Origin of the sequence: Acinetobacter sp. YH16031, from assembly GCF_013417335.1 — a bacterium.
Classification (GTDB): Bacteria; Pseudomonadota; Gammaproteobacteria; order Pseudomonadales; family Moraxellaceae; genus Acinetobacter.
On record NZ_VPED01000040.1, the window covers coordinates 1 to 25,499 of the forward strand.

A 25,499-nucleotide genomic window follows, 5' to 3' on the forward strand; every position below is an offset into this window, starting at 1 on the left:
GCCAGGCCTCAGCATTTTATTATGGTGATCCCCTGGGCGAAATGCGCCTGGTAAGCAGAGTTTTTGAAATGTAAGGCCTTTGAATAAGACAAAAGGCTGCCTCATCGCTAACTTTGCAACAGTGCCAATTATAATTCTTTAACACTAAAGTTACATGTTACTTATGATTAAAAATCATTTAAATGATACATAATTTCATGAACTTTCAGATTGTAACTTTAGGGTATACTTTAAAGTTACACAAAACATCTATATGAAGACTAAAGTCCAAATTAGTGTTTATGTTGGTTCAATGTATTACATTTCGTATTTTCTATTTGTAACGTAATTTCAGTAATATTATGATTATGTTTTAGAACTTCTAAGGCCTTTTGATAGAGTTGATCTGTATTGCTATTCGGAGCAACCAAATGAGCAGTTAAATGAATATTTCTTGAGGATATAGCCCAGACTTTCAACTGATGAATCCCTTCAACGCCCTCTAGCTTCAATAAATCATTTCTTAACGACTCAATATCAATCTCATCAGGAACTCCTTCAAGCAGAATATGAATACTTTGTTTTAATAAAATCCAAGTTCGAGGTAAGACCCAGAAGCCAATTAACACAGCGATTACGGTATCAACCCACATCCACTGGGTAAAATAAATAACTATTCCTCCGATAATCACGCCTATCGATCCTAGAGCATCACTAAGAACTTCTAAATATGCACCTTTTATATTTAGACTTCCTTCAGCACTAGCAGAAAGGATTTTCATTGAAATCAAATTTATGACCAAACCAATGACCGCGACAATCATCATTCCAACACTTTGAATTTCAGCAGGATTCGTAAAACGTTGATAAGCTTCATATACAATATATATTGCTACCACAAAAAGCATCACCGCATTAAACAGAGCCGCTAAAATTTCAAATCGCTGATAGCCAAAAGTTCTTTTATCATCTGCGGCTTTTTTACCAATTTTGATAGCGGCAAGAGCAATAGCTAAAGCGGCTACATCAGTAAACATATGAGCTGCATCAGATAACAAAGCCAAACTTTGGGTAATAAAAGCAGCGACAACTTCTACTATTAAAAAAGTAGTCGTTAAACCTAAGGCAACCATTAACTTCTTACTATTTTCTTCAGTAACAACCGCATGGCTATGATCATGATGTTCTGACATAAAATATTTTCCTTATTCTATTTATGATGAGCAGAGATATTGGATAACAGCCAATATCTCTGCTGTAAATCGACTAATCTATTGGATTAAGAAACTTTCTTTTCATTTATCCAACGATAAAGCACGGGTAACAGCACCAAAGTTAGTAATGTTGAAGAGATAATCCCGCCAATCACTACGGTTGCCAGTGGCCGTTGAACCTCAGCCCCTGTTCCGGTTGCCAGCGCCATTGGTACAAAACCCAGTGAAGCCACACAAGCTGTCATCAACACTGGTCTTAAGCGCAAAATAGCCCCTTGCCACACGGCTTTATGCACTGGATATTTGTCCCTTAATTCCTTAATAAAGGTCAGCATTACCAGTCCATTGAGGACTGCAACACCAGATAAGGCAATAAAGCCAATTCCAGCTGACATCGATAATGGAATATCCCTTAGCCAAAGGAACAGCACACCACCGGTCAAGGCAAAGGGTACCCCGGTAAAGACCAATAGACTTTCTTTGACATTGTGAAAGACCGCCATCAGTAAAATAAAGATAGTGATTAAAGCCAGTGGAATCACGATTTGCATCCGTGCTTTGGCTGAAGCCAAATTTTCAAACTGACCGCCATATTCTATCCAATAACCACTTGGCAAAGTGTATGCTTTGAGCTGTGTCTGTACATCAGAAACAAAAGACCCTAAATCACGCCCTTCAACATTCGTTGTAACCACAACTCGGCGTTTACCATTTTCTCGACTGACTTGGTTGATTCCTTCAATGGTCGAGACTTGCGCGACATCCGACAATAAAATACTGCCACCATTTGGAAGCTGAATAGGTAACTGGGAAACAGATGCGACACTACGGTCTTGCTCTCCAAGACGGATAACAAAATCAAAACGACGATCGCCTTCTAAAATCTCTCCCACGCTTTGTCCACCAATACTGGTTGCCACAAGGTCTTGAATTGAACGCACACTCAAACCATATTGTGCAGCCAAAGTTTTATTTACCTCGACATTCAGTAATGGCAAACCTGAGGTCTGCTCAACTTTCACGGCACTGCTACCCGATATTTGCTGAATGATTTTGGAGATTTTAGTCGCCTCAGTATTGAGGACATTCATATCATCACCGAAGATTTTCACACCAACATCACTACGCACACCTGAGATCAATTCATTAAATCGGAGTTCAATCGGTTGTGAAAATTCACTATTATTGCCTGGAATCGTGGCTAAATACGTCACCATACGGCCACGTAATTCATCTAAACTTTCTTTAGGATTTGGCCATTCTGAACGAGGCTTTAACATGATATAGCCATCTGAAATATTGGGTGGCATGACATCTGTTGCAACCTCGGCTGTACCCGTTCTGGCAAATACTGCCTTAATTTCAGGGAAACTCTTTAAAAGAAGTTTTTCAGTATTCTCCTGAATACGTAAAGACTCTTCTAAGCCTGTACTTGGTGAACGTAACTGTTGTACCGCAAAGTCTCCTTCACTGAGCTGTGGTGCAAATTCACTGCCGAGTTTGGTACTGATAAATCCCGTAATCACTAATACACACAGTGCAAAAGTCAGCACAACTGCTTTGTATTGATACGAAATATCAAGAGTTTGCTGATATTTAGCTTTTAGCCATAACATCCAACGACTTTCTTTTTCTTGAATATCGCCTTTGACCCACAATGCCACAGCAGCAGGCACAAAGGTGATCGATAAAATAATGGCTGCAACAAGGGCGAGTACCACTGTCAATGCCATCGGATGGAACATTTTTGCTTCCACACCACTTAAAGCAAAAATCGGCAAATACACCACCAAAATAATAAGCTGACCAAAAATAAGAGGACGACGTGCTTGGCGGGCAGCCAGAAAAACTTCCTTAAAGCGTTCACTTTGTGTGAGAGGTCGTTTTAACAGTTGCTGTGTATGGGCTAAACGCCGGATACAGTTTTCGACAATCACCACAGCACCATCGACAATGATGCCGAAATCGAGTGCACCTAAACTCATCAGATTGGCACTGATATTTTTCTGTGCCATCCCGGTTAAGGTAAACAGCATAGAGAGTGGAATGACACAGGCAGTAATCAAGGCAGCACGGATATTCCCTAAAAACAGGAACAGAATGATGATGACCAGGATTGCTCCCTCTACCAAGTTTTTCTGAACGGTTTTAATCGCCTTCTCAACCAAGGTAGTACGGTCGTACACCGTTTCAATCACTACCCCTTTAGGCAAACTATTCTGAATATCTTGAAGCTTGGCATCCACAGCTTTAGAAACAGTCCGGCTATTTCCCCCCATCGCCATCATGGCAATCCCTAAAACGGTTTCTTTGCCGTTATAGGTTGCCCCACCGGTTCTTAAATCATGCCCAATAGAGACTTGCGCAATATCACCAACCCGAATTGGGCTGCCATTTGGGCTACCCAGCATGGTGTTCTCAATATCAGAAAGCCCATTGAATGTACCCGGTACACGTACCGTCAGTTGCTGACCATTGTCTTCAATATAACCTGCACCTCGGTTCTCATTATTTTGCGCTAAAGCCTGTTGCAGTTGTTCTAATGAGATATTCAGTTGCTGCATCCGGTTTAAATCGGGAGAGACCACATAGGTTTTTTCAAAACCACCAATACTGTTGACCTCTGCAACTCCCTTAACACGTTGCAGTTGAGGACGCACAATCCAGTCCTGAATCTCACGTAAATCCATCGGCGTGTATGCAGTTCCATCCGGCTTTTTCGCATTCGGATCTGCCTTCAGTACCCATTGATAAATCTCACCGAGACCCGTAGAAACGGGGGACATCGTCGGTGCGATTTGTGCAGGCAACTCAGATTGCGCCTCCTGTATCCGTTGGTTAATCTGCTGACGGGCCCAATAAATATCAGTCCCATCTTTAAAGACAATGGTGACTTGAGAGAGTCCATAACGGGATATGGAACGGGTAAGCTCCAGATCCGGAATGCCAGCCATGGCATTTTCAATGGGATAGGTAATCCGCTGTTCGACTTCAAGCGCAGTAAAACCCTTGGCTTGAGTATTAATCTGGACTTGGGTATTGGTAATATCGGGTACAGCATCAATCGGGAGTTTCTGATAGCTATACACCCCGACCGCAATCCAGGTACAGACAAAGAGCAACACCCAAATCGCATTTTGTATGGAAAACTGAATGATTCGTTCGAATAAACCTTCTGGTTTTGGCAGATCAGAATTAATGTTCATGGCCTGCCTCGTCTTTTTCTAATTCAGATTTCAACAAGAAACTGCCTTGAGCGATATACTTCTGCCCTTCAGTCAGCCCAGAAATCACTTCAAGCCATTGTCCATCACTTGAAGCCTGCCCCAATTGCACTTTCTGTGCTTTTAAGTGGACTTGACCTTTTTGTTCTGAATCTACGATGAAAATACTGTCTTCACCTTCAATACTTTGCAGCGCAGACTTTTGAATCCGAAGGGCTGATTTTGCTGTAGCTTCCGGAATCAACACTCTCACTAACACATTAGAACGCAACTCAGTAGCTTGCGCATCGAGTTTTGCGCGCACCACCAGACGCCCTGTTTGTACATCTGCCTGAGAGGTTAAGCTTTGTACAGTAGCTTTATAGATTTGATCTGAATCATTCACTTTAAAGTCAATTTTTTGCCCGGCTTGCAGTTGACCTGAGAATTGATTCGGCAAATTAAACTCAAGCCATAAATCTTTCAGCTGTTCAATGACAAAGAGCTGATTAGCCAGTTGCACATTTTCACCGACCACAATATCTTTTTGACTGATCACCCCAGAGATCGGTGCTTTAATCAGAAAACGCCCATTGTTATTGCCACTTGCACCTAATGCATTTAAACGTGCTTGTGAGGACTGGACAGTAATCTGCGCTTGACGGTAGGCATTTTCGGCACGCTGGTAATCCTGTTTGGCAGAAATCCCCTGTGACCAGAGTTGCTGTTCGCGCTGGTAATCTTTACGGGCCAAATCCAGATTCACCTGTGCCATACGCAGATTTGCCTGTTGGTCGATCAGTTCAGGCACGATTAGTACAGCCAGCGTTTGTCCTTTTTGCACGCTCTGTCCTAAAGCCACATTGACCTGCTCGACATGACCACTAAAATTAGGCGATATATGCGCTTGTTGATCGGTATTCACCACCAATTTACCTGGCAGGGTTGTCAGCTTTTCAACCAATCCTGTGGATGCAACAGCAACTTTTAAACCTTGTTCAACCATTTGTTGGCTGGTCAGTTGTATTTCGCCTTCTTCAGCATGTCCTTCTTCAGAACTATCTTCATCAGAATGTTCGGCATTTCCCTCATCATGACCATGCCCCTCAGATTCAGTTTTTTTTGAACTTAACCAAATAACCAGACTGACCAAGACCGTAATCAGAATCAAAATTGCAATCATGAGAGACTGGGATATTTTTCCGTTTTGCTTGGCGTTCATTTTATCGTGCTCCCCCATTGATTAAATTTTGCGATGCTTCGACTGCCTTTTTATTCAGTTGTGTATAGGCATCCGAACGGCTAATTTCTTCATAACTTGTGCCAATACTGAGTGCCTCAGCTGCGAGGGCAGTTTGCCAAGCTTGACGTAGAATTTGTAATTGACCCAATCGAAGATTCTGCAGTTGGGTGGTTGCTTGCTGAACGTCGGTAATGGACAGTTTCCCTGCCTGAAACCCTTGTAAAGTACGGCTCTGAACTTTGGTCGCCAAAGTAACTTGTGCTGTTGTGGCATCGAACTGGCTACGTAAACCTTTGAGCTGATGCATGCTGTTGGCAATATTGAGTATTTGTTGCTTCAGCTCACGCTGCTGCTGTTGGTTCAGCAATATTTGCTGTTGCTGGACCATCGGGATCGCATATTGCTGGCGGTTAAAAATATTCAGTGGAATAGCCACGCCGATTGCCAAAGTCGTATCGTTGCTTTCATTAGGGGTTTTGCTACGTTTCATGCCTACATTTAAAGTCGGATTGGGACGTGCCTGAATTCTTAAATTTTCAATTTGATGATCCGATTGCTGAATGTTCAAGGCATAGAATTTTTCTAGCCACCCTTCAGCAATATACCGTTGCACAGTTTGGAGACTTTGCTCTGGCCAAGGGATAGCGGTTTTATTCAATTGAAGATGTGAAGATGTTTCTCCCCCCCACAAATTAGACAGCTGACGACCGGCAGCTTGTTTATTCAGCATCGCTTGCTGATAAAGTCGTTGGATTTCTAGCGCTTCAATTTGGGTACGCTCAAAATCAACCAGGGCAATACTGCCTGCCTGATAGCGTTTCTGGGCACTGTCCAGATTGGCTTTACTTGTTTTTAACTGTACTGAATAAGCAGACTGCTCAACCTCAGCAAGTGCAAATTGCGACCATGCAAATTTAACAATCAGTTGGCTTTGTGCCTTCCATAATTGCTGTTGCAATTGGATTTGTTGATTCGAGGTATTGGCAATCACCCGGTTCAGCTTACGCTGACCAAATAGATCTAGAGGTTGACTAACGCCAACATTGAATTCCTGTTCTTGACCTGAGCCAAAGCCAGACTGTTCTAAACTTATACTTGGATTCTGCCATAACCGACTTTGCTGAATATTCAATTCAGATATTTGCTGAACTTGTTGCCACAGCTTGTCTTGAGTCTGGTAACTTTGTACTTTTGCTAAAGCGGATTCAAAGCTGGTAACGTTTTCAGCATAGCTATATTGCATAGCCGCTGCACATATACAAGCAACCAAGCTATGACGCAAGAGTATAATTGATTGTGAAGACATGATTTTTCCCACTTATTTAAATAATAAAAGTGGTGGGAATGTTTTAGGCTACCCCACCATGAGCGGGGAAAATTCGGGAGGTGGGCTTTGTTGAAACAGGTCAGGAGCCTGATAGCTGTTTTTCCAATGAAATTGTGGATTCACTTTAACTTCAGAGCTTGGATGAAACACATCTACTTTTTCATTTTGTACAATCAAATGCGTCATCGATGGTAGATGATCTTGATGATCTTCACCGATTTCTAAATCGCTACTGAATGTTTTTATGTTTTCTGACTGTCCATTATGATCGTGTTGACGACTATCGCTGGCACACAAGGTATTTTGGTGATGACCAAAATGATAACTCTGCTGTGATTGAGGCTGTTGTTCATGGACACAAAAGGCCGCCGCCACATTCCAAAAGCTTTGGAACATGAACAATCCAACCAAGACTGTAATCCATGTAGTAGAACGCATCATCATAACAATCGAAAAATTTGTACCAAGTATAAGGCTTAGAGCCACTCCAAGGTCAAGCTTAATAAATTAAATTAAACATTCAATGAACACTGAATAGCCGGCACTTTTGCAAATTTACCTTGTCTCTATAAGCTCACATCAATTTCAGGTAAGAATAACAATAGATAGTGAACCGTACCGGGTTTGTCGGAGACTTTTTATTTAAGTTAGGCCACCTGACCTAACGGGTTAATCTTATCATTGTACATTGCTTCAAACTCAAAAGGCGATACATTGTCAACGGCATTCTAAAATTGACCCCTTTTACCTTACAAATGGCAAAGTAAAATTGCCCCCTGAAATCAGAGAAAGAGCGGTTCAATTATTGATTGAATCTGAAAAAGATTATCCTTCTACTTGGGCAGCAATCACAGCTATTGATCCTAAAATCGGTTGTACTCCTGAAACATTGCGTGTTTGGTATCAAAAATATTTAGATCAACAAAATCCTGTCAAAGTACAACAGATATCTGATCAAAAAAAAATGAAGGGTAATCCCCCCTAAAATACTAGCTCTTTAAAAGAGGCAGTATTATGCTTTTACAACATGGTGTTTAACTTGAGAAACTGAATTTAAAACAATCTACTGTAACTCTTCCAGACAGATATGAAATTAATCCACCCCTAACCCTTTAAACACCGCATCCACCGGATCTGCATAAAAGCTGGTCTGGAACTTGGTAAACAGTTCCACAGGAATCGTTGGGATATCTGCCGCACTACTCATTGGTAAAGCAACCTTCTTGGCACCCGCATCAAAAGCAACTTGCAGACATTCGGCAATACTTTCCACCGGTGTCACTGAACCACCCAAGCTCATATCACCCAGTACCACCATCTGACTTTGTACCGATCGTCCTAAGAGGCCAGAAGCGAAAGCCACTAAACTTGGCAGAGCAAGATGGCTGAGCGGGCCGGTATTCTGTAATTCCACCACATGTAAGTGGAAATCATGTTCCAGCACCTTACTGCCCCCCGAGATCCGGGATGCATTGGCCTTGAAGTAATCAAAAGCAATCTTGACCTGTTCTTTGGCACTACTTGAATTCCATAAGCCAGATGTCGCCAATTTTCCTGAACCTTTAGTGACTTGAAGTTCTAAGCGGTATAAGCCTGGCATGCCCTTATTACTGAGGCCAATGGTATACAGGAAGCCTGGTTTAGCAGGACCTTCGGGAATAAGTCCACCTCCACCCTGCTCTTTTACCGAAACAAAATGCTCTTCTAGGGTGTCATTGTCGATATAGCTAAAATGCACATCATAGAATTCCATCCCCCCAATTTTTTTCAGCTGTTCTTTGACCCGACGGCGCACCTGCAGCGCATATTCCAGGCATTGCCGTACATCTTCTTTGTTAAATTGACCATGTGGGTAGAGCAGCTTCATCAATCCAGAAACCGTCTTGCGAACGGCAATCACATCACGCTGATTCAGGTTATTCCCTAGCTTAAAGTACTTCTCAATGGCATCCGCAAAACTACGCTTACGCATTTCCCGGAAGAACTCAGCCAGATAATCAACGATCAAGCCATAACGGTTGGTAAAGAATTCCGGGCGCATTTTCGGAATTTCCCAACCCGGGATATAGGCATGAAAGCGATCAAAGAATGCTGAATCGATCATGGCTTCAGGAAAAGGAGCCAATAAGTGGCTAGTCTTCACCAAGGATTCAACACTTTGGTTAATATTACCCACAAAAACCATCGAAGCTGAGGCTTCCATCTGTTCACGACCACGGGCAAAAGATCCTGAGGCCATGTAGTCTTTCATGATCTGTACGCCATCTTTGTCCTTAAAGGAAATACCAGCAACTTCATCAAAAGCTACCACATCCCATAAGCCCACCAGACCAATACGGCGGCTACTCATGTTATAGAACAGGTTGGCGACAGTCGTTTGTCCACCGGAGACTAAAATACTATTCGGTGAACACTCTTTGTAAATATGGCTTTTCCCGGTACCGCGTGGTCCCAGTTCACAAACGTTATAGTTATTTTCAACGAACGGAACCATACGCGCTAATAGGTGCCATTGCACATCCTCTTTTAACGAAGCCGGTTCCATGCCGATCGAACGGATTAAACTCTCGCGCCACTGATCAGTGCTTAATGCTGCTCTGCCACTGAAAAGTTCATCCATATTCATATTCGGCATTTGAATCGGCTTGAGTAAGCTCACGCCAAATGGAGAACTAGTCTGTCCTTCTTCAAAATAATAACTGAGCGTAGCAATGACCCAGATACCACCAACAAGTAATTTTTCATACTCTTTGACGATGCCTGCCGAGATTTCGGCATCTTTGATGCCAAGATTACTAAATGATGCTTCGTATTTGTCTTTACGCTCATTCAGCTTTACAGTCACCCGATCAATGACCTTATAACTGCCCCGTTCACGGACCAGGGATTTCACCTTCTCGGCTTCATCCGGTCGGACGTAGTTCTCAGCCAGTACGGTCTTTACGTTACGTAGTCCCTGTTCAATGATCTCTGGATCATCCGAGGCACAGTACATCCCCAGCAGGTATTCGAGTACATAGACAGGGACATTGGCCCCTTCTTTGATCAGTTTAGTTAGATCCTTACGTACCACCCGCCCAGCAAAGTGTTCATTCAGCAGCTGATCCAGTTCTTTATCGTTAGCAGATTCCATGTAGGCTACGCTCTATCGTTAATTCGTTATTAGAAGAAGTCATCGGTAAATGCCAAATCAATGGTGACCTTATAGCGTTGCATCTCGATATTCAGGTCTTTGTCTTTCAGTACCAGGAAGTAATCTTTCTTACGGTCAAAATCAGTGCCAGACAATGACAGTCTGACCTGTTTGACCCGATCGGCAACAGAGTCGGTAGTGCTATCAAAAGTCAAAGTTTCTTCACTGGAAACTTTAAGATCCCCATCATAAATGGCAATGGATAAAGTCACTGGCATGACCAGCTCACTGACAGCTTCGGTTTGCATCAAATCAAACTTCTGGATGTTATTGACCATCTTCAGCGTGGATTTGGTAGAAATGACCTCAACTTTACGCTTGGTCCGCTGTCCAGCCTTTTCACCACGTAGCTGTTTTACCATCAGTACCGGTACCACAATTTCCTGAGGCATGATGCCGCCATGCACGAAACGTGAGCCTCCTACGAAATGGAAACGGTTCGCCCCTTTTGGAATCCAGAAATCAGTCGCAGATAATGTGCCTGCCGTAGCTTGGGTTGAGCCTTTCCAGGCTTCCTTGCTCTCTGGTAAACCATGCCCAATCACATAGCGTTTTTTGCTCTTCAATGTATTGGCAGGTTTTTCAGTCAAGCTTGAACGATCCGCAGATTCCAGTTTACTTTGCTGGAACAGGAAGCCATGGTCGGCTGTAATCAACAGGGTAGAAATATTGAAGTGCATTAAGATTTTGCGGCTGAGTTCGGTCAGCTCTTCAATAGCATGTTCTACCGCCATAAAGGTTTCTGATTCTGTCGAGGCACTGTCACCGCGTGCATCAATCACGTTGTGATAAACGTAAATCAGCTCATGATCTTTCAGCGCTTCACGGCCTTCATCACGCGACCAGCCTTTTACCATTTCAGCGGTTACTGCCAATCCATTATAGGCAGCCAGAATTTTGGATCGTGCTGCAGTCCCTTTGCTGGACTGCCCATCTACTAAAACATCATCACCTGCGGCCTCTTTGTACTCCAAAGTCTGATGCGGCAACAACGAGGCCATGCCAAGTGTGGTGTAACTTGGGACAACGCCCAGCTGTGAAGACAAGGTCGCTTCAGAATAACGCTTTTCATTGATACGATCACGCAGCTCTACCGCAGCTTCATAACGGAAAGCATCACTGATAATCACCACAATACGGCGTTTCGTTGCGGAACTGAGTAAGGGTCTAACGTGAGTATCGTAGAAGTTCTGCTGATTTGGGATATCTGCCATTTTCCAGACATTCAAGCGTTGCTCAGCTTCAATCCGCTCGCCCCAGTTGCGTGCCAAGTGGTCAATAAACCAGTAGGAATAGCAATTTTCCACTTCTTCATCGAGTTTTTTCAGGATATCGACATGAGCGCGTTGAGAAGCAGCACTGTAGTGGCGATAGGCCATATCAAAGCGATACAACTCCTGCTCGTAGGCTTTATACAAAGCTTCACTGGAGTCGAAATAGAAACCGGCATCAAACTGCTGTCGCAGGCTAAACAGCTCAATGGCTGCCTGCAACGCTGTATAGACAGTACGATATTTACGGCGTGTTGCATCATCCTTATGTTTGGAAGCCCAATAACCATCCAGACGGGTAGAAATAATCGTTCTGAAATGTTCCAGTTCAGCTTTGGTTGCTGCAGGGATATGACTGGCCAAATCAACAATGATCTTTTGTTCAATCACTTCAAAGGTCATGACATCCAGCAGCTGCCCCAGATCAAAGGCCCCGACCCTCTCCTGGATCCGCAGTGCATTCGCCACGGTCTGGGAAAGCGTATCGAAGGTTGGGTAGTATTTAGAACTGTCTCTCCAGCGCGACAAAAAGGCTCTAGCCGTCGCACGGGAGCTGACGGATGACATCACCAGTTCTTGAGCCCATAGCGGTATATCGCCCAGGCTTTCACAGAAACCTGTAGTCATCAAACGGATAAAGAACGTACCGAGCTTGAATGGTGCTTCCCCATTCAATTCTTCAACCGATGCTGGATAACCAATTTCCGCCTGTAATGCGGTGACCAAAGCTGGCACCAGTTGGAATTTTTCCAGTTCAGCAAAGGAGTCTGGATTGACTTCCAGAGCCAGGTTCTGCTGTACCATTTCATCTGCCAGTGCCAGAACGATATGCATGAGTTCGGCACTGTCGGCCTTGACCACAGCTGCAATCATGGCCATATCCAGATTCTGTTCATCTGCATCAGGCTGGGTATAACGTTTTAATGCGCTCAGACGGGCTTTGGCTTTGAGGAACTCTTCACGTTTGGCCAGATGTTCTCTTAAACTTTGTTGCTGTAGCCCAAGCTCATTGAAAATAATCGAGAAACGATCGGCATAGAAGATGCGTGAATAGAGCTTGATGTCCAGTAACCAGTCTTTTTCAGTTTCAGGCTCAGGACTTGGAAAATACAGCAAGTATTTGCCCTGCTGATCCTCAAGTTCCAGTTTAAGCTTAATCGCAAGGCTGGATTCTTCTGCCATATTCAGAATATGAACATCATTCAGTTTTAACGCCTTTACTTCTTCGCTAAAGGACTGTTCCGCATCGTACCAGAAGACAATCCGGTGCTGTTCAATATAAAAGGCTTGTTCCAGACCTTGTTGTAGTTGACTTAAATTCATGCAACGACCTCATCAAGGTCTAGTACCGGAGAAAAAGCATTCATCATTTCTCCCCCGTAATCGCTTTGACTTCAGCCAACAAGTCCCCAAACTTGCCATAATTGACTTTCACCCCATCATCCAGATCTAACGTAATACGCTGATCGGCATAATGACGCAGCTTTTCTTCAAAAGTACTGAGTTCAGCCTGTTGCTTATGCAAGTCTTGCAGTTTTTTCTCGATGCGTTTGATTTCAGCCGCAGAGTCACTGCTTTCTTTTGCTGTTTCCAGAGAATTAGCATAGGCGGACATTTTGGAAATCAGTGGCATAACATATTCGGTACGCATACGCGCCAAGGTGCTTTCGTTATAACGATGCAAATACACCAACGCCTGGAAAGCCCCCTGTTTACCACTGCTGAATAGCCAGTAGATCGGGCGCTTTTTATAGGTCTGCATGTGATCTTTATAGAACTTGCTGGCGAGGTAACGGCGAATGGTGTCTTCAGCCGTTTCACTGGCTTTTTTATCTAAGCTTTCTGCGAGCCACTGCATATTGGCATCCAGTGTCTCTTTCCCCCAAACGGCAGTTAAGAACTCTCGAATACGGTGCGTTGCATCATCTTCAAACCAGTGCATTTCGGTCAATGGAATAATACCGTCAGCATCTGCCGGGAATGTTTGATAACGGCTAGCATCAAAGTCTTGATTACCTGCATGGGCATAGATCAGACCTGGTTCATCCAGACTATAACGCCCCATCATGCAGCCAAGTGCATAAGAGACTAAACGCTGGCTGTCTTTTTCACGGTCGGCACGAGTTAAAGTGATCTGTTCATCTGGTACGTCTGGTGTAAGTTCATCCTGTAAACCATAAGCATCAATAAACAGCTTATTGTTTTCTTCTTCCAAGCGTTTCATTTCAGCCACGGCGTCAGTATTTTGCTGTTGCCATGTGTTAAACGCTAGTTCTAAGTTTGGCTGTTGGCTACGAATAATGGGGTTTTGGGTAAAGTCCCATGAGGTTTCGTAGGAGTCCCAATCATATTTAGATAATTGAACACAAACCTTAATATTTTCTTCATTAGCTGCTTGTACATCAAATGGAAGTTTATTTATTTCGCCAACTCCAAAATGTAAGGTAGGATTCATAAGATTCATATAGTAGAAAACAACTTTTGAATTTAATAAACCTAATGTTGTTATTAAATTATTTGAAAAAACCATAGAACCTGTATTTTCAAATATAAAGCCTTCATCTACTAATCTTGCACAAAAAAAAGAACTCGAAATATCTGTCCAGGTTACGCCAGCTTTAAAATAATATGATGGATTTCGAATGGTAGAATTACGCTGCTGTTTAATTGCAAATCCATTTTTTTCCCAATTAATAATATGATTTCTGTTTCCATACCATTTTCTTGCAGTACCACCATCATTATGTGGGAACCATTTATTTAAATTAATTTGATTATTTTTGGCTACAAAATTGATCTTAGTATGATTGACTTCATACCACTCTCTTACAAACCTAGGTTTATCTCCGCTTGTTAGTCCACTTTTAGCATTAGCTATATCCGCTAATGCTGGCATTTTCTCAAAATTATCACGTATAGAATTACCTACCCAATATGCTATAGGACTACATGGTATTTTTTGGAAATCTTCTTGAATGGTTGTATCAAAGCGATTTAAATTATTTTTTAATAGGTATTGTTTTTCCTCATGATTTTTATCTACTAATCTGAAGAAAGCCGGCTTTACACCCCCTATATGTTTTTTTTGACCTACGAATGCTACAGTCTGTACAACTTCGCCTGATATCTCTGGAAAAGCTCGGGCTCCCAAATGAGCCATAGTCCAAATTGAATGATTTAGAAGTAATTTTTCCCGCATGTTTTGATATGATGTTAAAAACATCCATCCCTGCATTGTTACCATACTACTAGCACCAGATTCTTTACAAAAATCGAAACCACGTTCTATAAACATGGCAAAGAGGTCTGATTTACTATCAGGATAGTAATCTTTAGCGAATTCTTTTAAGTTTGTAATTGTATTCGCACCCATATACGGCGGGTTAGCGATTACAGCATCATATTTTTTCGCTAAAAGTTTTGCTTGTATAACCAAAGGCAATAATTTTTTAGCAGCGGCTTTCTGTAAGGTATCGCCCTCAATAACCAAGCCTTCTAAGGTATTTTGCAAATCGATAAAATCTTGTTCTGGGCTATCCATACAAATTAAAGAACCAAAAGTTGAGGCTTCTTTAAACTTAGCTAAAACTTCCTGAATCAGCTTAAAACGTTCGTCATTTTCAGGACTGCTTAAATCCTTTTGATCATTGCCAAACAGATCGACATGACTGCCTTTTTGCCATGCTTGGTTTAAGTTGAGATCTTTCCAGATTTGATCTGCATCTAAATCCTGACTGTCTTGTAGCGCAATAATATTCAGCTTCGGTGGATTGCTAAATAAACGGCGGTCATCCTCACGCGCTTTCATCAATAGCGCAAAACTGGCTAACTGCGCGGCACGGGTATCAATATCAATCCCGTACAGGTTGTTTTCCAGAATCAAACGTGGAATATCACGACTGCGGTAACCACGTTCCAAATAAATCGCTTTTAAGCAATCGTAGGCTTCCACCAGAATATGCCCCGAACCACAGGCCGGATCCAGTACCGTAATGCTTTCAGGGTTTAAGCTATCGCCATCTTCACTGATCCGTACATCAATCAGCTGTTTTAACTGTGCATTGACTTCATCGCTTTGCTCAGCCGGCTGAATATAGTATTCCCACCCACTGGCAAGCATACTTTCTGGCTGTGCCATCATCCATAGACGACCAACACTGTTCTGTACCAGGTATTTCACAATCCAGTTTGGGGTGAATAATTGTGTCGCGGCAGGGATATCTTCACTTTTGACAACTTTACCAATCACCTGGTCTTTCTTTTCAGAAATATAGAACTGATACAGCCAGCCAATAATCTGCACATCCGACCAGTCTTCTTCTGGAATACTGCTGACCAGATCACGGATCAACGAATCGGTTTTGGTCAGGTTATCCGGTAATAACAGTTCTGACTCATCAGACACCTGTTCGAACAGGAGTGGCATCACCTGATTCAACGCATGACACTGCGCCAGTAACAATTCACGATAGAGTTCTTCGTCTTTATTGCCATCCAGCTTGAGTTCAGCCACACGGCTGGCATCTAAACCCGGTAGCTCAATGTCCAGACATTCTTCCAGAATCTGCGGCAAGCCTGCACTACCATCGGCACTGCTCAGCACACGGCGACCATGATCCAGTAAGCCTTTGCATTCCATGTAGCGAATGGCACAGAGACGGTTAAACCAGCTATAAGCGATATAATCAATCGTCTGCTCAAAACTGCTGGTTTGAATGCGCTTGATCAGCTTCTCACGTGGTTTCATGACTGATAGCGGAAAAACCTGATCGCCAATCAGCAGCAAGTCCCCTTTCTGTTCTGCCGGTAAAATGCGGTCTGCGGTGATGCCATATTTAGCGGCTTGCTTGCGCATCGCTGCGATAAAATCATTTCGTGCTTGCGGTGCGTATTTTTTAATATTACTGGTATTCATCTTTAAACCTTTAATTAATGACTGATGCCGATATCCCTAACCCGAGTTAGCGGATACGCACACGCTTTTTATCACTCACGATTTTTTTCAGTTCAGCTTTGAGTGCGTCTACAAACTGATCCACTGATTCTTCTGTTTCCAGATAGACACTACTTGAGCTTTTGCTGTAAATGCTGGCGACATCAACTTCGACAACAGGTTTCGGTGGCACTACGGCTGTCACAGACTGTACCGGACTCGCAGCAGGTGTTGATGTAACTGGGCTGGCTGTAGTTGCTGAACTCGCCACACTCTCGGCTTTGCTCTGAGCCAGTTGTGCCGCTTTGGCCTGACGCTGGATTTCCGCCTGAACTTCGCTTTCCAACTCATACAAGGCTTCATCAAAACGCTCGACGCTGGTTTGAGTTTGCAACATATAGATGGTGGACAGGCTAGTTTCCACTTCAATATCCGTTTTCAGCAGTTGTAGTGGGCGTAATAGCTTGTTACTCAGCTCAGCGGTGGCAATACCACTGTTTTTAATCTCGGCTTCTAACTGTTTGATCTTGTCATCAATGTGTTCTATCGCCTGATTGCGCTTCTCAGTCAACAATTGCTCATTGACGCTTTCCACTGTACGAACCAAATCAGCCACTTTATTTAACAGACCATAGGGCGATTCAAGGGTGGAAATGCGATGTAATTCAGAGAGGGCTTTTTTTGCCACCTCATCACTGCCCAGCGCCTGTTTGTTTTTCTCAAAATGACGTAAGGCCTGTTGCAGTTGTTGCCAGCTTGGCATCTGGTTGCTGAAGAATTCATGAATATCACGATAATCTTCTTCCAGATCCAGATAGTCGTCCTTGTTCTCGACCACGGCCTTAAAGAAATCGAAGCTGTCGCTATTCGCCAGCAGACGTTCCAAAGTCAGAATAGACTTTTCAATCACTTTCTTACCCGGGAACTGCCCAACATCAGTTTTACTCTTATACGACTTAAAGTTGGCTAACCAAGTCTTAAGATGCTGCAAATAGAATTCAAATAGCTCTTTCTCAGTCGCTGGTCCCATCGCCGAGAACAGTTCTTGGGTGAGTTGGCGTGCCTGTTTCAATACCTGATCATCAGTCTGGCGTTTTTTAATGATCGACACATCACGGCGACGGCGGCTGTTTTGTAAAGGCTCAAAGGCATCTTTTAACTGTAAGCTGCCGCCATTTAACTGTAGTGAAATCCGCCCCATCGCAGCCAGCTGACCCACCAACAGTAAAATCTCGGCATCTGGCCAGCCATAAGGACGTTTGGCAAAACGATCCACCACATCTGACACCAGAATACGCTCTGTACCGGTGGCCCGTAGTGCAATGTACTGCTCCACTTCCTGTAGGGCTTTGGGATTGCTCTGACCGCCATCCAGAGACAATCCGAGCTGCGCCATATCATCCACAGTCAAGACGGCGTTCAGTTCACGCCAGGCATCCTGCTGATAGACCTGCAGATAGCTCAGTTTGGTATAAGTGTTTTCCAGCAAATAACGACAAGCCTCATCCAGCTTGGTGGTTGGACTTGAAGATGAAAGTTGTAGATGTTGACCCAAGGCATAACTTTCCGCGTCCAGCAACATTTCTTCGACCCGGACACGCAGGCGTTTTTTACGCTCCTGGTTCTCACGGCCACGGTCTGCCAGGATACGGGTGATATCGGACTGAGTGCCATCATCATTTAACCGAATAAATTTATTGGTTTTCAGCCAGGTGCGCAGTTCATTAAAGAACTGTTTATCGTCTGCCAGTTTAAACAGGACTTGTCCTTCGGCCTGAGTACTTTTACCAATACAGTAAGCTTCAGTATAGAGGTTGTATTCCGTATCCAGCGGAGAAATGATTTCAACTTTCAAATCGCTCTCATACTTGCCATCCAGGCTATGACCATCCAGAAAACGACCAATCTGATAGTCCATCTTGTTGGCTTGATGGCGGTATTTGTTCTGATCGCGCAGTAAATCTTTAAAGATCAGGTTGGCTAACTCTTTATTTTCTTCTGAAGCCGCTAAGTCTGTGGCTTTAATTTTTCGGGTAATATCCCGCTCTTCATTGGTTAGGAACAGGAACTCATCACCATTCCTAGTAATCAGGCTCTCTTTTTCCAGACGCTGCAGGCTCTCTTCAATCCGCTTGCGCAATGCCAGCTTATCTTCATCAATTTTCTCAATCGACAAAGTCACCAGGTTATCCAGCGTACCTTTGATGATATCGACATAGCGGATCATGAACAGGGTACGCAGCATCTGCACATCAAAACCATCCAGGGTCTTATTCTGCCCTGCCTGGTCGATGGTACGCTTCACTGCTGTATCCAGAAATCCTTCCACTGAAGTATAGAAGCGGTGGAAAGGAACCAGGGCACCGACTTCATCTGTAGCAATCGCATTCGCGGCCATCTGGAACGCATCCAACATGGACCGTTCACCATAGGCCAGGTGTGCACCGGTCGCACCGACCTTACGGATTTCTTCAAATACTTTTTGTACCAGCTGAAAATGGTACGGCGCAAAAGGATAGTTATGGATAAAGCTGTCTGGCCCCTCATAGTTCTTTAGGGTTGGGCCTGAACGGTCAAAGGTAATCTGATTTTTTAAGATATCGCCCTTTTGCTCAAACACTGATCTGAGCAATGCTTCTGCTTCTGGGGTTTTACGTAATAAACGTTTCTGGATGACTTCATCGGTATTGGAACTGGACAGTGATAACCGGGTTTTAAAACGACCAGCAATCTTGGAGAAGTCATTGGCTTTGGAAGAAGACATCTCACCTAAAACAGCATCGATGTCTGCCTGTGAGGTGACGATAATCCAAGCGCGGCCTTTACAGATCGTACCCAGGTTTTCAGTAATGGTTTGCAATGTCAGCATCAAGCGGGTATCGCTGCCAATAAACTGCCCCACTTCATCGACCAAGAACAACATGCGTTGCTGGGGTCCTTTGCTGTCCAGGTATTCTTTCACCCACTGACAGAAGTTTTCAACCGAAACACTAAAGGTCTGCTCAGAATCCTCAAACCACTTGTGTGCAGCTTCTGCTGATAGATTCAGTGCCTGAGAAATCGCAGTTTCGACATCATCCTGATAGAACTGATATCCGTCACGTTCTTCTAGCCAAGACATGCCGCTGGATTCCTCAAACGCCTGTTTAAAGCGTTCATACACCCCTTTCTGGCTCAGGTGACGTTCCATATGGGCAATATGTGGATGGTCAGCACTAAAACCCTGATACTCGTTAAACACACGTAAAAACACATTCAGGATCGGATTGCCATCGTCATTGGAACTGGCTTTACTGTCAATGTTAAACAGGATGACATCGGCATGATGGCTAACGGCCTTGCCAATATCGGCACGGATAAATGCATCGCGGATTTTAGTTTCATCAAAGAATTCTGCGGCGCTACGCTCGTTACCTTGCGCATCACGTACCACTTTATTGGCCAGAATATACGACAAGGTTTTCAGGAAATGTGATTTACCTGAACCAAAGAAGCCTGAAATCCATACGCCGACACGGTTGGCAATCGAAGGATCGCTCAGGTCTGTGCCATAAGACTGGAAAAAGTCCCGAAAATGCTTTTCCAGTTCATTGGTGACCACATACTCATCGAGTTCCTGATAAACCGTAGTATTGTCATTCTGGTCTGCTTTTACGACCCCGTTAATCGCACGATCTAATGGCTTATAAAAAAGTTCTTTAATGTTCATCTCAATCCATTCCCCCGAATTCTTATTTCTATTTGCCGTGTTAAGGCACTAATCTGAATGCTCTGTAGTAATTATTGCTTGGAATTTTTCCAAATAAACTCATCGCTTGACCGTCGTAATAACCTGGGTAAAACAGCACCACTGGCTTATGCCCCAGTAACGAATGCAAACTGTTCAATAAGTGATGGGCACGTAACAGTGGCCAAACCGACCCTACCCCAGTCATCAACACAATATCTTGTGCATTGGTGGCATATTTACTCACCAGATAGGGCGCGAACTTATCCATATGCAGTGGGCCTTTCAGCGCTTTGAGCAGCGCCTCATCGCCTTTGGCTTTTTGCATTTGAATGGCTTTATCGATGAAGTTACGCTCAGACAGATAATCCACCACGGCTTGCAGCAGGTTGATATTCACCACCTTCAGCTGACTGTGTTTTTTCTCCAGCATCCCGTCTAGAAAATGCAGATATTCGCGCACCTTCAACTCATCTTCAGGTGCATAATCAAAAATCCAGAAGCCAATTTCATTGCCCAATCCTTGTCCAGTGAGAAACTCGGTTGAAAGTATTCGCTCTGGAATCTGGTTCAGACGCTCATGTATTGTTTGACTCATTGCTGCCCCTCTACAACTAACGCGTCCATACCGACACTTCCATAGATCTTTTAATGCGTTGTTTATAATGTTCTTCCAACAGGCTACGCAGCTCTGCTCTGACGATCACGCGCTGCAACTCCAGCTTACGGGTACTTTTTAAATAACCGGCTTCTGCCAGCATGCGAAACACCACCTGCCCCATTTTTTTCTTGCTGGACTCTTTCCAATCACAGATATCCGGATCACGTTGTGAGCGTTCATCCAAAAAATCTGACCAGATATAACTGTCCAAGTATTGCGCCTGGGAGATATAGGCATCCCTCATCACCGTTTCCATAAACTCAAGCAGCAACAGGTTGCGTTCCAGTGCCCCACAAAAAGCCACCTGAGTCGCCAGCTCATCATCCCCATCCCGCAAAGCTTTCCAGAAATCAGGCTCTAAGCGCTCAAGACGCTTACGAATGGCAGTGGCGTTACGTTGGGCTGAAGCAGGCGTTCTTTTTTGCAGAATATTGTCAATCTGAATGGCCTGATGCCATTGTTCTGGAGTCGCTTCTCGTAATAACAGATCCGCGATCAGCCGGCTTTCACGCACCATCAGGGAACCGCCAATCAGGTCACTGTCATAATGAAATTGTTCTAACATAGCCAATCTCCTATGACGCCTGATCAAACAGGTAAGACGACAGCTTTTCGATATCTGAGCGTTGTAGTACCAAGGGATATTTCAAGGCATCATCCGCCTCAGCCAGCGTGATCGCGGCCTGATATCGCTGCAAAGTATAGTGAGCCAGGGCTTTTTTCACCGGAATCTGTAATCTGCCATCAGGCATGCCGAAGTCTTTTTCGACCAGCGCTTGTTGTGATGAGTTCAATTTTGGATTAGGGATCAGCGTCAGTACAATTTCTTCATGCCATTGCTGATCCTGAGCAGGGCCTACTGACTCAATCGCCATCACAACAGGTGTGCGATCAATTCTGGAGAGTAAAAAGTCCTTAAACTGCTTGCTCTGATGGCAATAGGCACGGACATGCCAGCGAAAACCGGTATACACCAGGGTGTGTGGGGAAATGATGCGTTCATGCCACTGCGGATTCTGCATCGAGGCATAAATCATTTTTAAAGTACTTTGGTTGCGGCAGGCACGCAAAACTTCCCGAATCACTTCAGGACGTACACTGCGATCAGGTAATTGAACTGCTGTAAGATTCGGTTCTGGCATCGCAATAAGGGCATGCGATTCACTGACCAAGCCCGAGAGCATATTGAGATATTCATTGATATGCGCTGTAGTCAGTACAGGCTGGAAGCTGGCCTTAGGCACATAACCCTTGACGGAGGGGTCATGAATCAAGGCATCGGGGTTATACAGCGTATTGTAACGCTTGATATCCGCAGAAGCCTGCTGTCGACTGAGCCCAAACCAGCTCATCAAACGATTGGTAACCAAACGACCTTCCCAGTAAGCAAGCAACTCGATGGCTCGCATTCGAAGAAGCACTTCATGCTTATCTGTCGTCATATACCAATCAGTCAATAAATAGCAGCTTTAAGATTACCCTACAGCAAATATACAGTAAATATTTTTGACGGTATTTAAAGGTAGTATTGCAATCATCAGATAAAAAATATACTAGTATCCTGATGATAGCCGTCAAAGTACGATCTCTAGCAGATCATGGATCCTGGTATAGCGCGTGAATTGAGCTAAGTTTTAGAATGAGAGAAATATGGGTTTTAGATTTCGTAAAAGTATTAAATTATTCCCGGGTTTTAAAATTAATCTGACCCATAAAGGCATCAGCAGTGCCAGCATTGGCAAACCTGGTGCTTCTCTAAATATTGGGAAAAAAGGTACGCGAACCAGTGTCGGCATTCCAGGTACGGGACTATCTTACTCTAAACACCAACCTTACTCTAAAAAGACCCGTGTTCCACAACCGACATCGCTAGAACACACGGAATATAATCCTCAGAATTTAGAACAACCGAAGGCAAAGATATGGCCTTGGATTATTTTTGGAATATTGTGTTTTATGGTGGGTGCCGTCATTTTTTAGCAAGAACCGCATTGTATTTTAATCAAAAAAAAAATGCCCAGATGGATGAATGGGCAAACTAAGGAATTAATATCCTTCAGAAACTCCAGCGCAATTCTCGCTACTTTCAGTAAGCGACTCTGGCTCAATCATGATAGTCTGACTCAATCGAGTCGAGGTAAATCGATCCATCACAATTGGAGCAGAAATTATGCTTGATCACACTCTTGGTTAATGCTGAAAAGTCTTTGAGTTTTAATTAATAAATAATAGTATCCATGTCTACCCTCAACTTTACTTATTTTCAGATAGCAACCAATCGAGAGCACTCATTTTTACAATACCATTATAATTCGCTTCAGTCCCTATCGTGTCTAATGTAAGCAAATACTTGGGATACGAATCAGAAATTTTCTGTAATGGACGTAACTCTCGGCTGAGTGTCTCCTCATTGAGCGTTTCTAATGCCACCTGATAATAAGTTAAATTCTGTAAAGTATCGACAGCAACAAAATCAATTTCATATTCATCAACCCGCCCTACATAGACCGTATAACCTCGTCTGACAAGCTCAAGATAAATCACATTTTCTAAGATATGACCTTGATCAGCATTAGCATCAGGCAACATAATCCGGCGCAATCCGACATCAACTAAATAGTATTTTTCAGAGGATTGTAATAACTCACGCCCGCGTACTTTAAATTGTGCGGCACTATAAAATAACAAACTGTCCTGTAAGCCCTGAATATAGCGTTTTACTGTTTCAAATGAAATTTTAACCCCACTTGAAACAAAGGTATTTTTAATTTTATTGATGGAAATAGCTGAGCCTGTCACGCTTGCCAAATATCTTGTGACACGCTCGAGAGAGTTAATATCGGCAGTATTCAAACGTGGAATAACATCTTTAAACATTACACTGGCATAGACCGCTTGCAAGTAATCATAAGTTTCCTGCTGGCTAGTCATGGCAAGCGTATAAGGGAAACTACTGCGCGTATACATGGCATACAAATCACGATTTGATAATTGTTGGATGATCGGATTATTTTCAATATGCCACTGTTTAAATTCTTGGAATGAAAGGGGTAAAACATGTTGCTCTATATAGCGTCCTGTAAGTAAAGTCGCAAGTTCTCCACTTAGAAAGAATGCATTTGAGCCTGTAATATATAAATCGATATAATCCCGAACATATAAAGAGTCGACTACTTTCTCAAAATTTGTAACATGTTGAATTTCATCTAAAAAAACATAGTTTTTTTTACTTTTATCAACTTTGGATAATACATAATCATGTAGTTTACGGTAATCGGTGAGTTCTTCAAATTCCATAAATTCGAAGTTGATGGCAATGATGTTTTCGGCTTGTACGCCCTGTGCTTTTAGGTCTTGTTGAAACATCGCCAATAAGGTGGATTTTCCAGAGCGACGTACACCCGAAAGCACTTTAATGACATCACGGTCTTGCCATGTATTCAGAAATTTTAAGTAGCCATCACGTCGAATATTAGCGCTTCTCATTATTTACACTTAGAATCTAAAGTTTTAATAAATTCTATCAAATTTTAGAATGTATATGTAAATATATTTAGTTTTAAGAAAAGTTTAAAGGTTAAGTGAAACATTCAAAGCTGCTGTAGAAGCATGTAAACATGCAGATCTGATCAAAATCCAAATTCTGTCTTTTTGATTATTTTCCATGTCATGTTATGTCATTTATGCTACGAGTTAACTGCTATATAAATTAAGTGAAAAGTAAATGGAACTAAGTTGTTAACTAGAGTGGAACTCATTTTTGTTGTGCTGATGGTCTCAGCCTTAATCCTAATTGCTTATGAAATGCTAAAAGGTTTATTTTAGAGCATCTATACAATTTTTGATCAAAAAAAGCCCACAGAGGGAATCTATGGGCGAAACTAAGGACCTTGACGGTCATTCAGAAACTACAGCTAGTTTCTGGTTGTGATTCTGGACTGAATTAAAAATAACCATATTGGCTGAATGTATCAAAAGTTAAATCATGTGATTAATCATTGATACTTCTGCAAAAATGAGCTCATCGCTCTGTTGATTAATACAGTAATTCACCAAACAAATCCGCTCTAATCTCTTCCAGGCTCAGATCTGATTTCATCCTATTACAGATGGGATGAACCAGCAGACCATTCTCTAGAACACCTTGCCCACCTACGGCTTTGGCAATCCGATGATCCGATTCAGTAGAATCAAGATAGATCAATCCATCACAAATGAGGCAAAAGTTATGATTACCCACCAGAAAATTGTGCTTAAGCAGACTCTTGGTTAATGCCGAAAAGGCCTTGGGCTTTGACCGAGAAATTGGACTAATCGACTCCACATATCCCACTCTATTGTAAACAAGACATTTTTATCTTTTATATTCAATGGCTTATTTTCCTGCTAATTGGTAATACCATGAAAAATACCATGCTCAGAAAAGGCTTAACAATATTTTGAAAAATTGCCTACTGAGCGCTGCCGCACAGCTCCATAGGCCGCTTTCCTGGCTTTGCTTCCAGATGTATGCTATTCTGCTCCTGCAGCTAATGGATCACCGCAAACAGGTTACTCGCCTGGGGATTCCCTTTCGACCCGAGCATCCGTATGAGACTCATGCTCGATTATTATTATTATACTCTGTACACGACAAATTTCACAGAACCCTTATCCTATCAGGATTCTGCTTTCTTAAAATTGCCAAAATTTCCTTAAACTCTTCTTTTTTCCCAAAACCAATTAAACGCTGAATCGCCATTTGAACA

At 43.0% G+C, this 25,499-nt stretch carries 14 protein-coding genes and 2 pseudogenes; 2 read left to right on the top strand and 14 right to left on the bottom strand.

Annotated features, from left to right (window positions below; genetic code table 11):
- Window positions 1-272 precede the first annotated feature (272 nt).
- From FTV31_RS14075 to FTV31_RS14095, 5 genes are all read right to left on the bottom strand, one after another.
- Window positions 273-1,172, bottom strand: a complete 900-nt coding sequence (locus FTV31_RS14075; protein WP_005028603.1) for a cation diffusion facilitator family transporter — start codon at window positions 1,170-1,172, stop codon at window positions 273-275.
- Window positions 1,173-1,258: 86 nt separating this feature from the next.
- A complete protein-coding gene (locus FTV31_RS14080; RefSeq protein WP_179994455.1) occupies window positions 1,259-4,399 on the bottom strand; it encodes an efflux RND transporter permease subunit in 3,141 nt (1,046 codons plus the stop codon).
- Complete coding sequence (locus FTV31_RS14085) at window positions 4,389-5,618, bottom strand: efflux RND transporter periplasmic adaptor subunit (RefSeq protein WP_016658777.1); 1,230 nt, start codon at window positions 5,616-5,618, stop codon at window positions 4,389-4,391. Before FTV31_RS14085 ends, FTV31_RS14080 begins: the two co-directional genes overlap by 11 nt.
- A gap of 1 nt (window position 5,619) precedes the next feature.
- Window positions 5,620-6,945, bottom strand: coding sequence for a TolC family protein (locus tag FTV31_RS14090; protein ID WP_035269736.1), 1,326 nt, complete (start codon window positions 6,943-6,945; stop codon window positions 5,620-5,622).
- Between the two features lie 48 nt (window positions 6,946-6,993).
- Complete coding sequence (locus tag FTV31_RS14095) at window positions 6,994-7,410, bottom strand: cation efflux protein, CzcI-like (RefSeq protein ID WP_227591103.1); 417 nt, start codon at window positions 7,408-7,410, stop codon at window positions 6,994-6,996.
- Window positions 7,411-7,699: 289 nt separating this feature from the next.
- Here FTV31_RS14095 and FTV31_RS14100 point away from each other — a divergent pair.
- A pseudogene (locus tag FTV31_RS14100) lies at window positions 7,700-7,936 on the top strand (hypothetical protein); the annotation flags it as partial.
- Between the two features lie 123 nt (window positions 7,937-8,059).
- Here FTV31_RS14100 and brxL read toward each other — a convergent pair.
- Genes brxL through FTV31_RS14135 form a run of 7 tightly spaced genes read right to left on the bottom strand, consistent with a single transcriptional unit; the run spans window position 8,060 to window position 22,193 of the window.
- Entirely contained in the window at window positions 8,060-10,099 is a 2,040-nt protein-coding gene (gene brxL / locus FTV31_RS14105; RefSeq protein WP_005021615.1) for a protease Lon-related BREX system protein BrxL, read from the bottom strand.
- 29 nt (window positions 10,100-10,128) lie between these two features.
- The gene (pglZ, locus tag FTV31_RS14110) at window positions 10,129-12,753 is read right to left on the bottom strand and encodes a BREX-1 system phosphatase PglZ type A (protein ID WP_180004191.1); all 2,625 of its coding nucleotides are present in this window, start codon (window positions 12,751-12,753) and stop codon (window positions 10,129-10,131) included.
- 43 nt (window positions 12,754-12,796) lie between these two features.
- On the bottom strand, window positions 12,797-16,345 hold the full coding sequence (gene pglX, locus FTV31_RS14115) for a BREX-1 system adenine-specific DNA-methyltransferase PglX (protein ID WP_180004193.1): 3,549 nt from the start codon (window positions 16,343-16,345) through the stop codon (window positions 12,797-12,799).
- Between the two features lie 46 nt (window positions 16,346-16,391).
- Window positions 16,392-20,072: a BREX system P-loop protein BrxC gene (brxC, locus tag FTV31_RS14120; RefSeq protein ID WP_180004195.1), complete on the bottom strand. Its 3,681-nt coding sequence runs from the start codon at window positions 20,070-20,072 to the stop codon at window positions 16,392-16,394.
- Window positions 20,073-20,112: 40 nt separating this feature from the next.
- The gene (locus tag FTV31_RS14125) at window positions 20,113-20,688 is read right to left on the bottom strand and encodes a DUF1788 domain-containing protein (RefSeq protein WP_086355031.1); all 576 of its coding nucleotides are present in this window, start codon (window positions 20,686-20,688) and stop codon (window positions 20,113-20,115) included.
- A 16-nt stretch (window positions 20,689-20,704) separates the two neighbouring features.
- Window positions 20,705-21,316: a DUF1819 family protein gene (locus FTV31_RS14130; RefSeq protein ID WP_121523422.1), complete on the bottom strand. Its 612-nt coding sequence runs from the start codon at window positions 21,314-21,316 to the stop codon at window positions 20,705-20,707.
- A 10-nt stretch (window positions 21,317-21,326) separates the two neighbouring features.
- Window positions 21,327-22,193: a WYL domain-containing protein gene (locus FTV31_RS14135; protein WP_180004198.1), complete on the bottom strand. Its 867-nt coding sequence runs from the start codon at window positions 22,191-22,193 to the stop codon at window positions 21,327-21,329.
- 208 nt (window positions 22,194-22,401) lie between these two features.
- Here FTV31_RS14135 and FTV31_RS14140 point away from each other — a divergent pair, with 208 nt between their 5' ends.
- Window positions 22,402-22,731 (top strand): DUF4236 domain-containing protein, encoded by a 330-nt coding sequence (locus FTV31_RS14140; RefSeq protein ID WP_005403805.1) that lies wholly within the window; start codon window positions 22,402-22,404, stop codon window positions 22,729-22,731.
- A gap of 273 nt (window positions 22,732-23,004) precedes the next feature.
- Here FTV31_RS14140 and FTV31_RS14145 read toward each other — a convergent pair whose 3' ends face one another.
- Window positions 23,005-24,237 carry an ATP-binding protein gene (locus FTV31_RS14145; RefSeq protein WP_160255372.1) on the bottom strand — a complete coding sequence of 411 codons (1,233 nt, stop codon included), beginning with the start codon at window positions 24,235-24,237 and terminating at the stop codon, window positions 23,005-23,007.
- 550 nt (window positions 24,238-24,787) lie between these two features.
- Window positions 24,788-25,099 (bottom strand): annotated as a pseudogene (locus tag FTV31_RS14150) (HNH endonuclease signature motif containing protein); the annotation flags it as partial.
- Window positions 25,100-25,499: the final 400 nt, after the last annotated feature.

Bases quoted from the DNA above. Each gene is read 5' to 3' on its own strand.
- FTV31_RS14080 (WP_179994455.1), bottom strand. From the start codon at position 4,399: ATGAACATTAATTCTGATCTGCCAAAACCAGAAGGTTTATTCGAACGA.
- brxC (WP_180004195.1), bottom strand. From the start codon at position 20,072: ATGAACATTAAAGAACTTTTTTATAAGCCATTAGATCGTGCGATTAAC.
- FTV31_RS14095 (WP_227591103.1), bottom strand. From the start codon at position 7,410: ATGATGATGCGTTCTACTACATGGATTACAGTCTTGGTTGGATTGTTC.
- pglX (WP_180004193.1), bottom strand. From the start codon at position 16,345: ATGAATACCAGTAATATTAAAAAATACGCACCGCAAGCACGAAATGAT.
- FTV31_RS14145 (WP_160255372.1), bottom strand. From the start codon at position 24,237: ATGAGAAGCGCTAATATTCGACGTGATGGCTACTTAAAATTTCTGAAT.
- FTV31_RS14090 (WP_035269736.1), bottom strand. From the start codon at position 6,945: ATGTCTTCACAATCAATTATACTCTTGCGTCATAGCTTGGTTGCTTGT.
- FTV31_RS14125 (WP_086355031.1), bottom strand. From the start codon at position 20,688: ATGAGTCAAACAATACATGAGCGTCTGAACCAGATTCCAGAGCGAATA.
- FTV31_RS14130 (WP_121523422.1), bottom strand. From the start codon at position 21,316: ATGTTAGAACAATTTCATTATGACAGTGACCTGATTGGCGGTTCCCTG.
- FTV31_RS14085 (WP_016658777.1), bottom strand. From the start codon at position 5,618: ATGAACGCCAAGCAAAACGGAAAAATATCCCAGTCTCTCATGATTGCA.
- FTV31_RS14135 (WP_180004198.1), bottom strand. From the start codon at position 22,193: ATGACGACAGATAAGCATGAAGTGCTTCTTCGAATGCGAGCCATCGAG.
- brxL (WP_005021615.1), bottom strand. From the start codon at position 10,099: ATGGAATCTGCTAACGATAAAGAACTGGATCAGCTGCTGAATGAACAC.
- pglZ (WP_180004191.1), bottom strand. From the start codon at position 12,753: ATGAATTTAAGTCAACTACAACAAGGTCTGGAACAAGCCTTTTATATT.
- FTV31_RS14075 (WP_005028603.1), bottom strand. From the start codon at position 1,172: ATGTCAGAACATCATGATCATAGCCATGCGGTTGTTACTGAAGAAAAT.
- FTV31_RS14140 (WP_005403805.1), top strand. From the start codon at position 22,402: ATGGGTTTTAGATTTCGTAAAAGTATTAAATTATTCCCGGGTTTTAAA.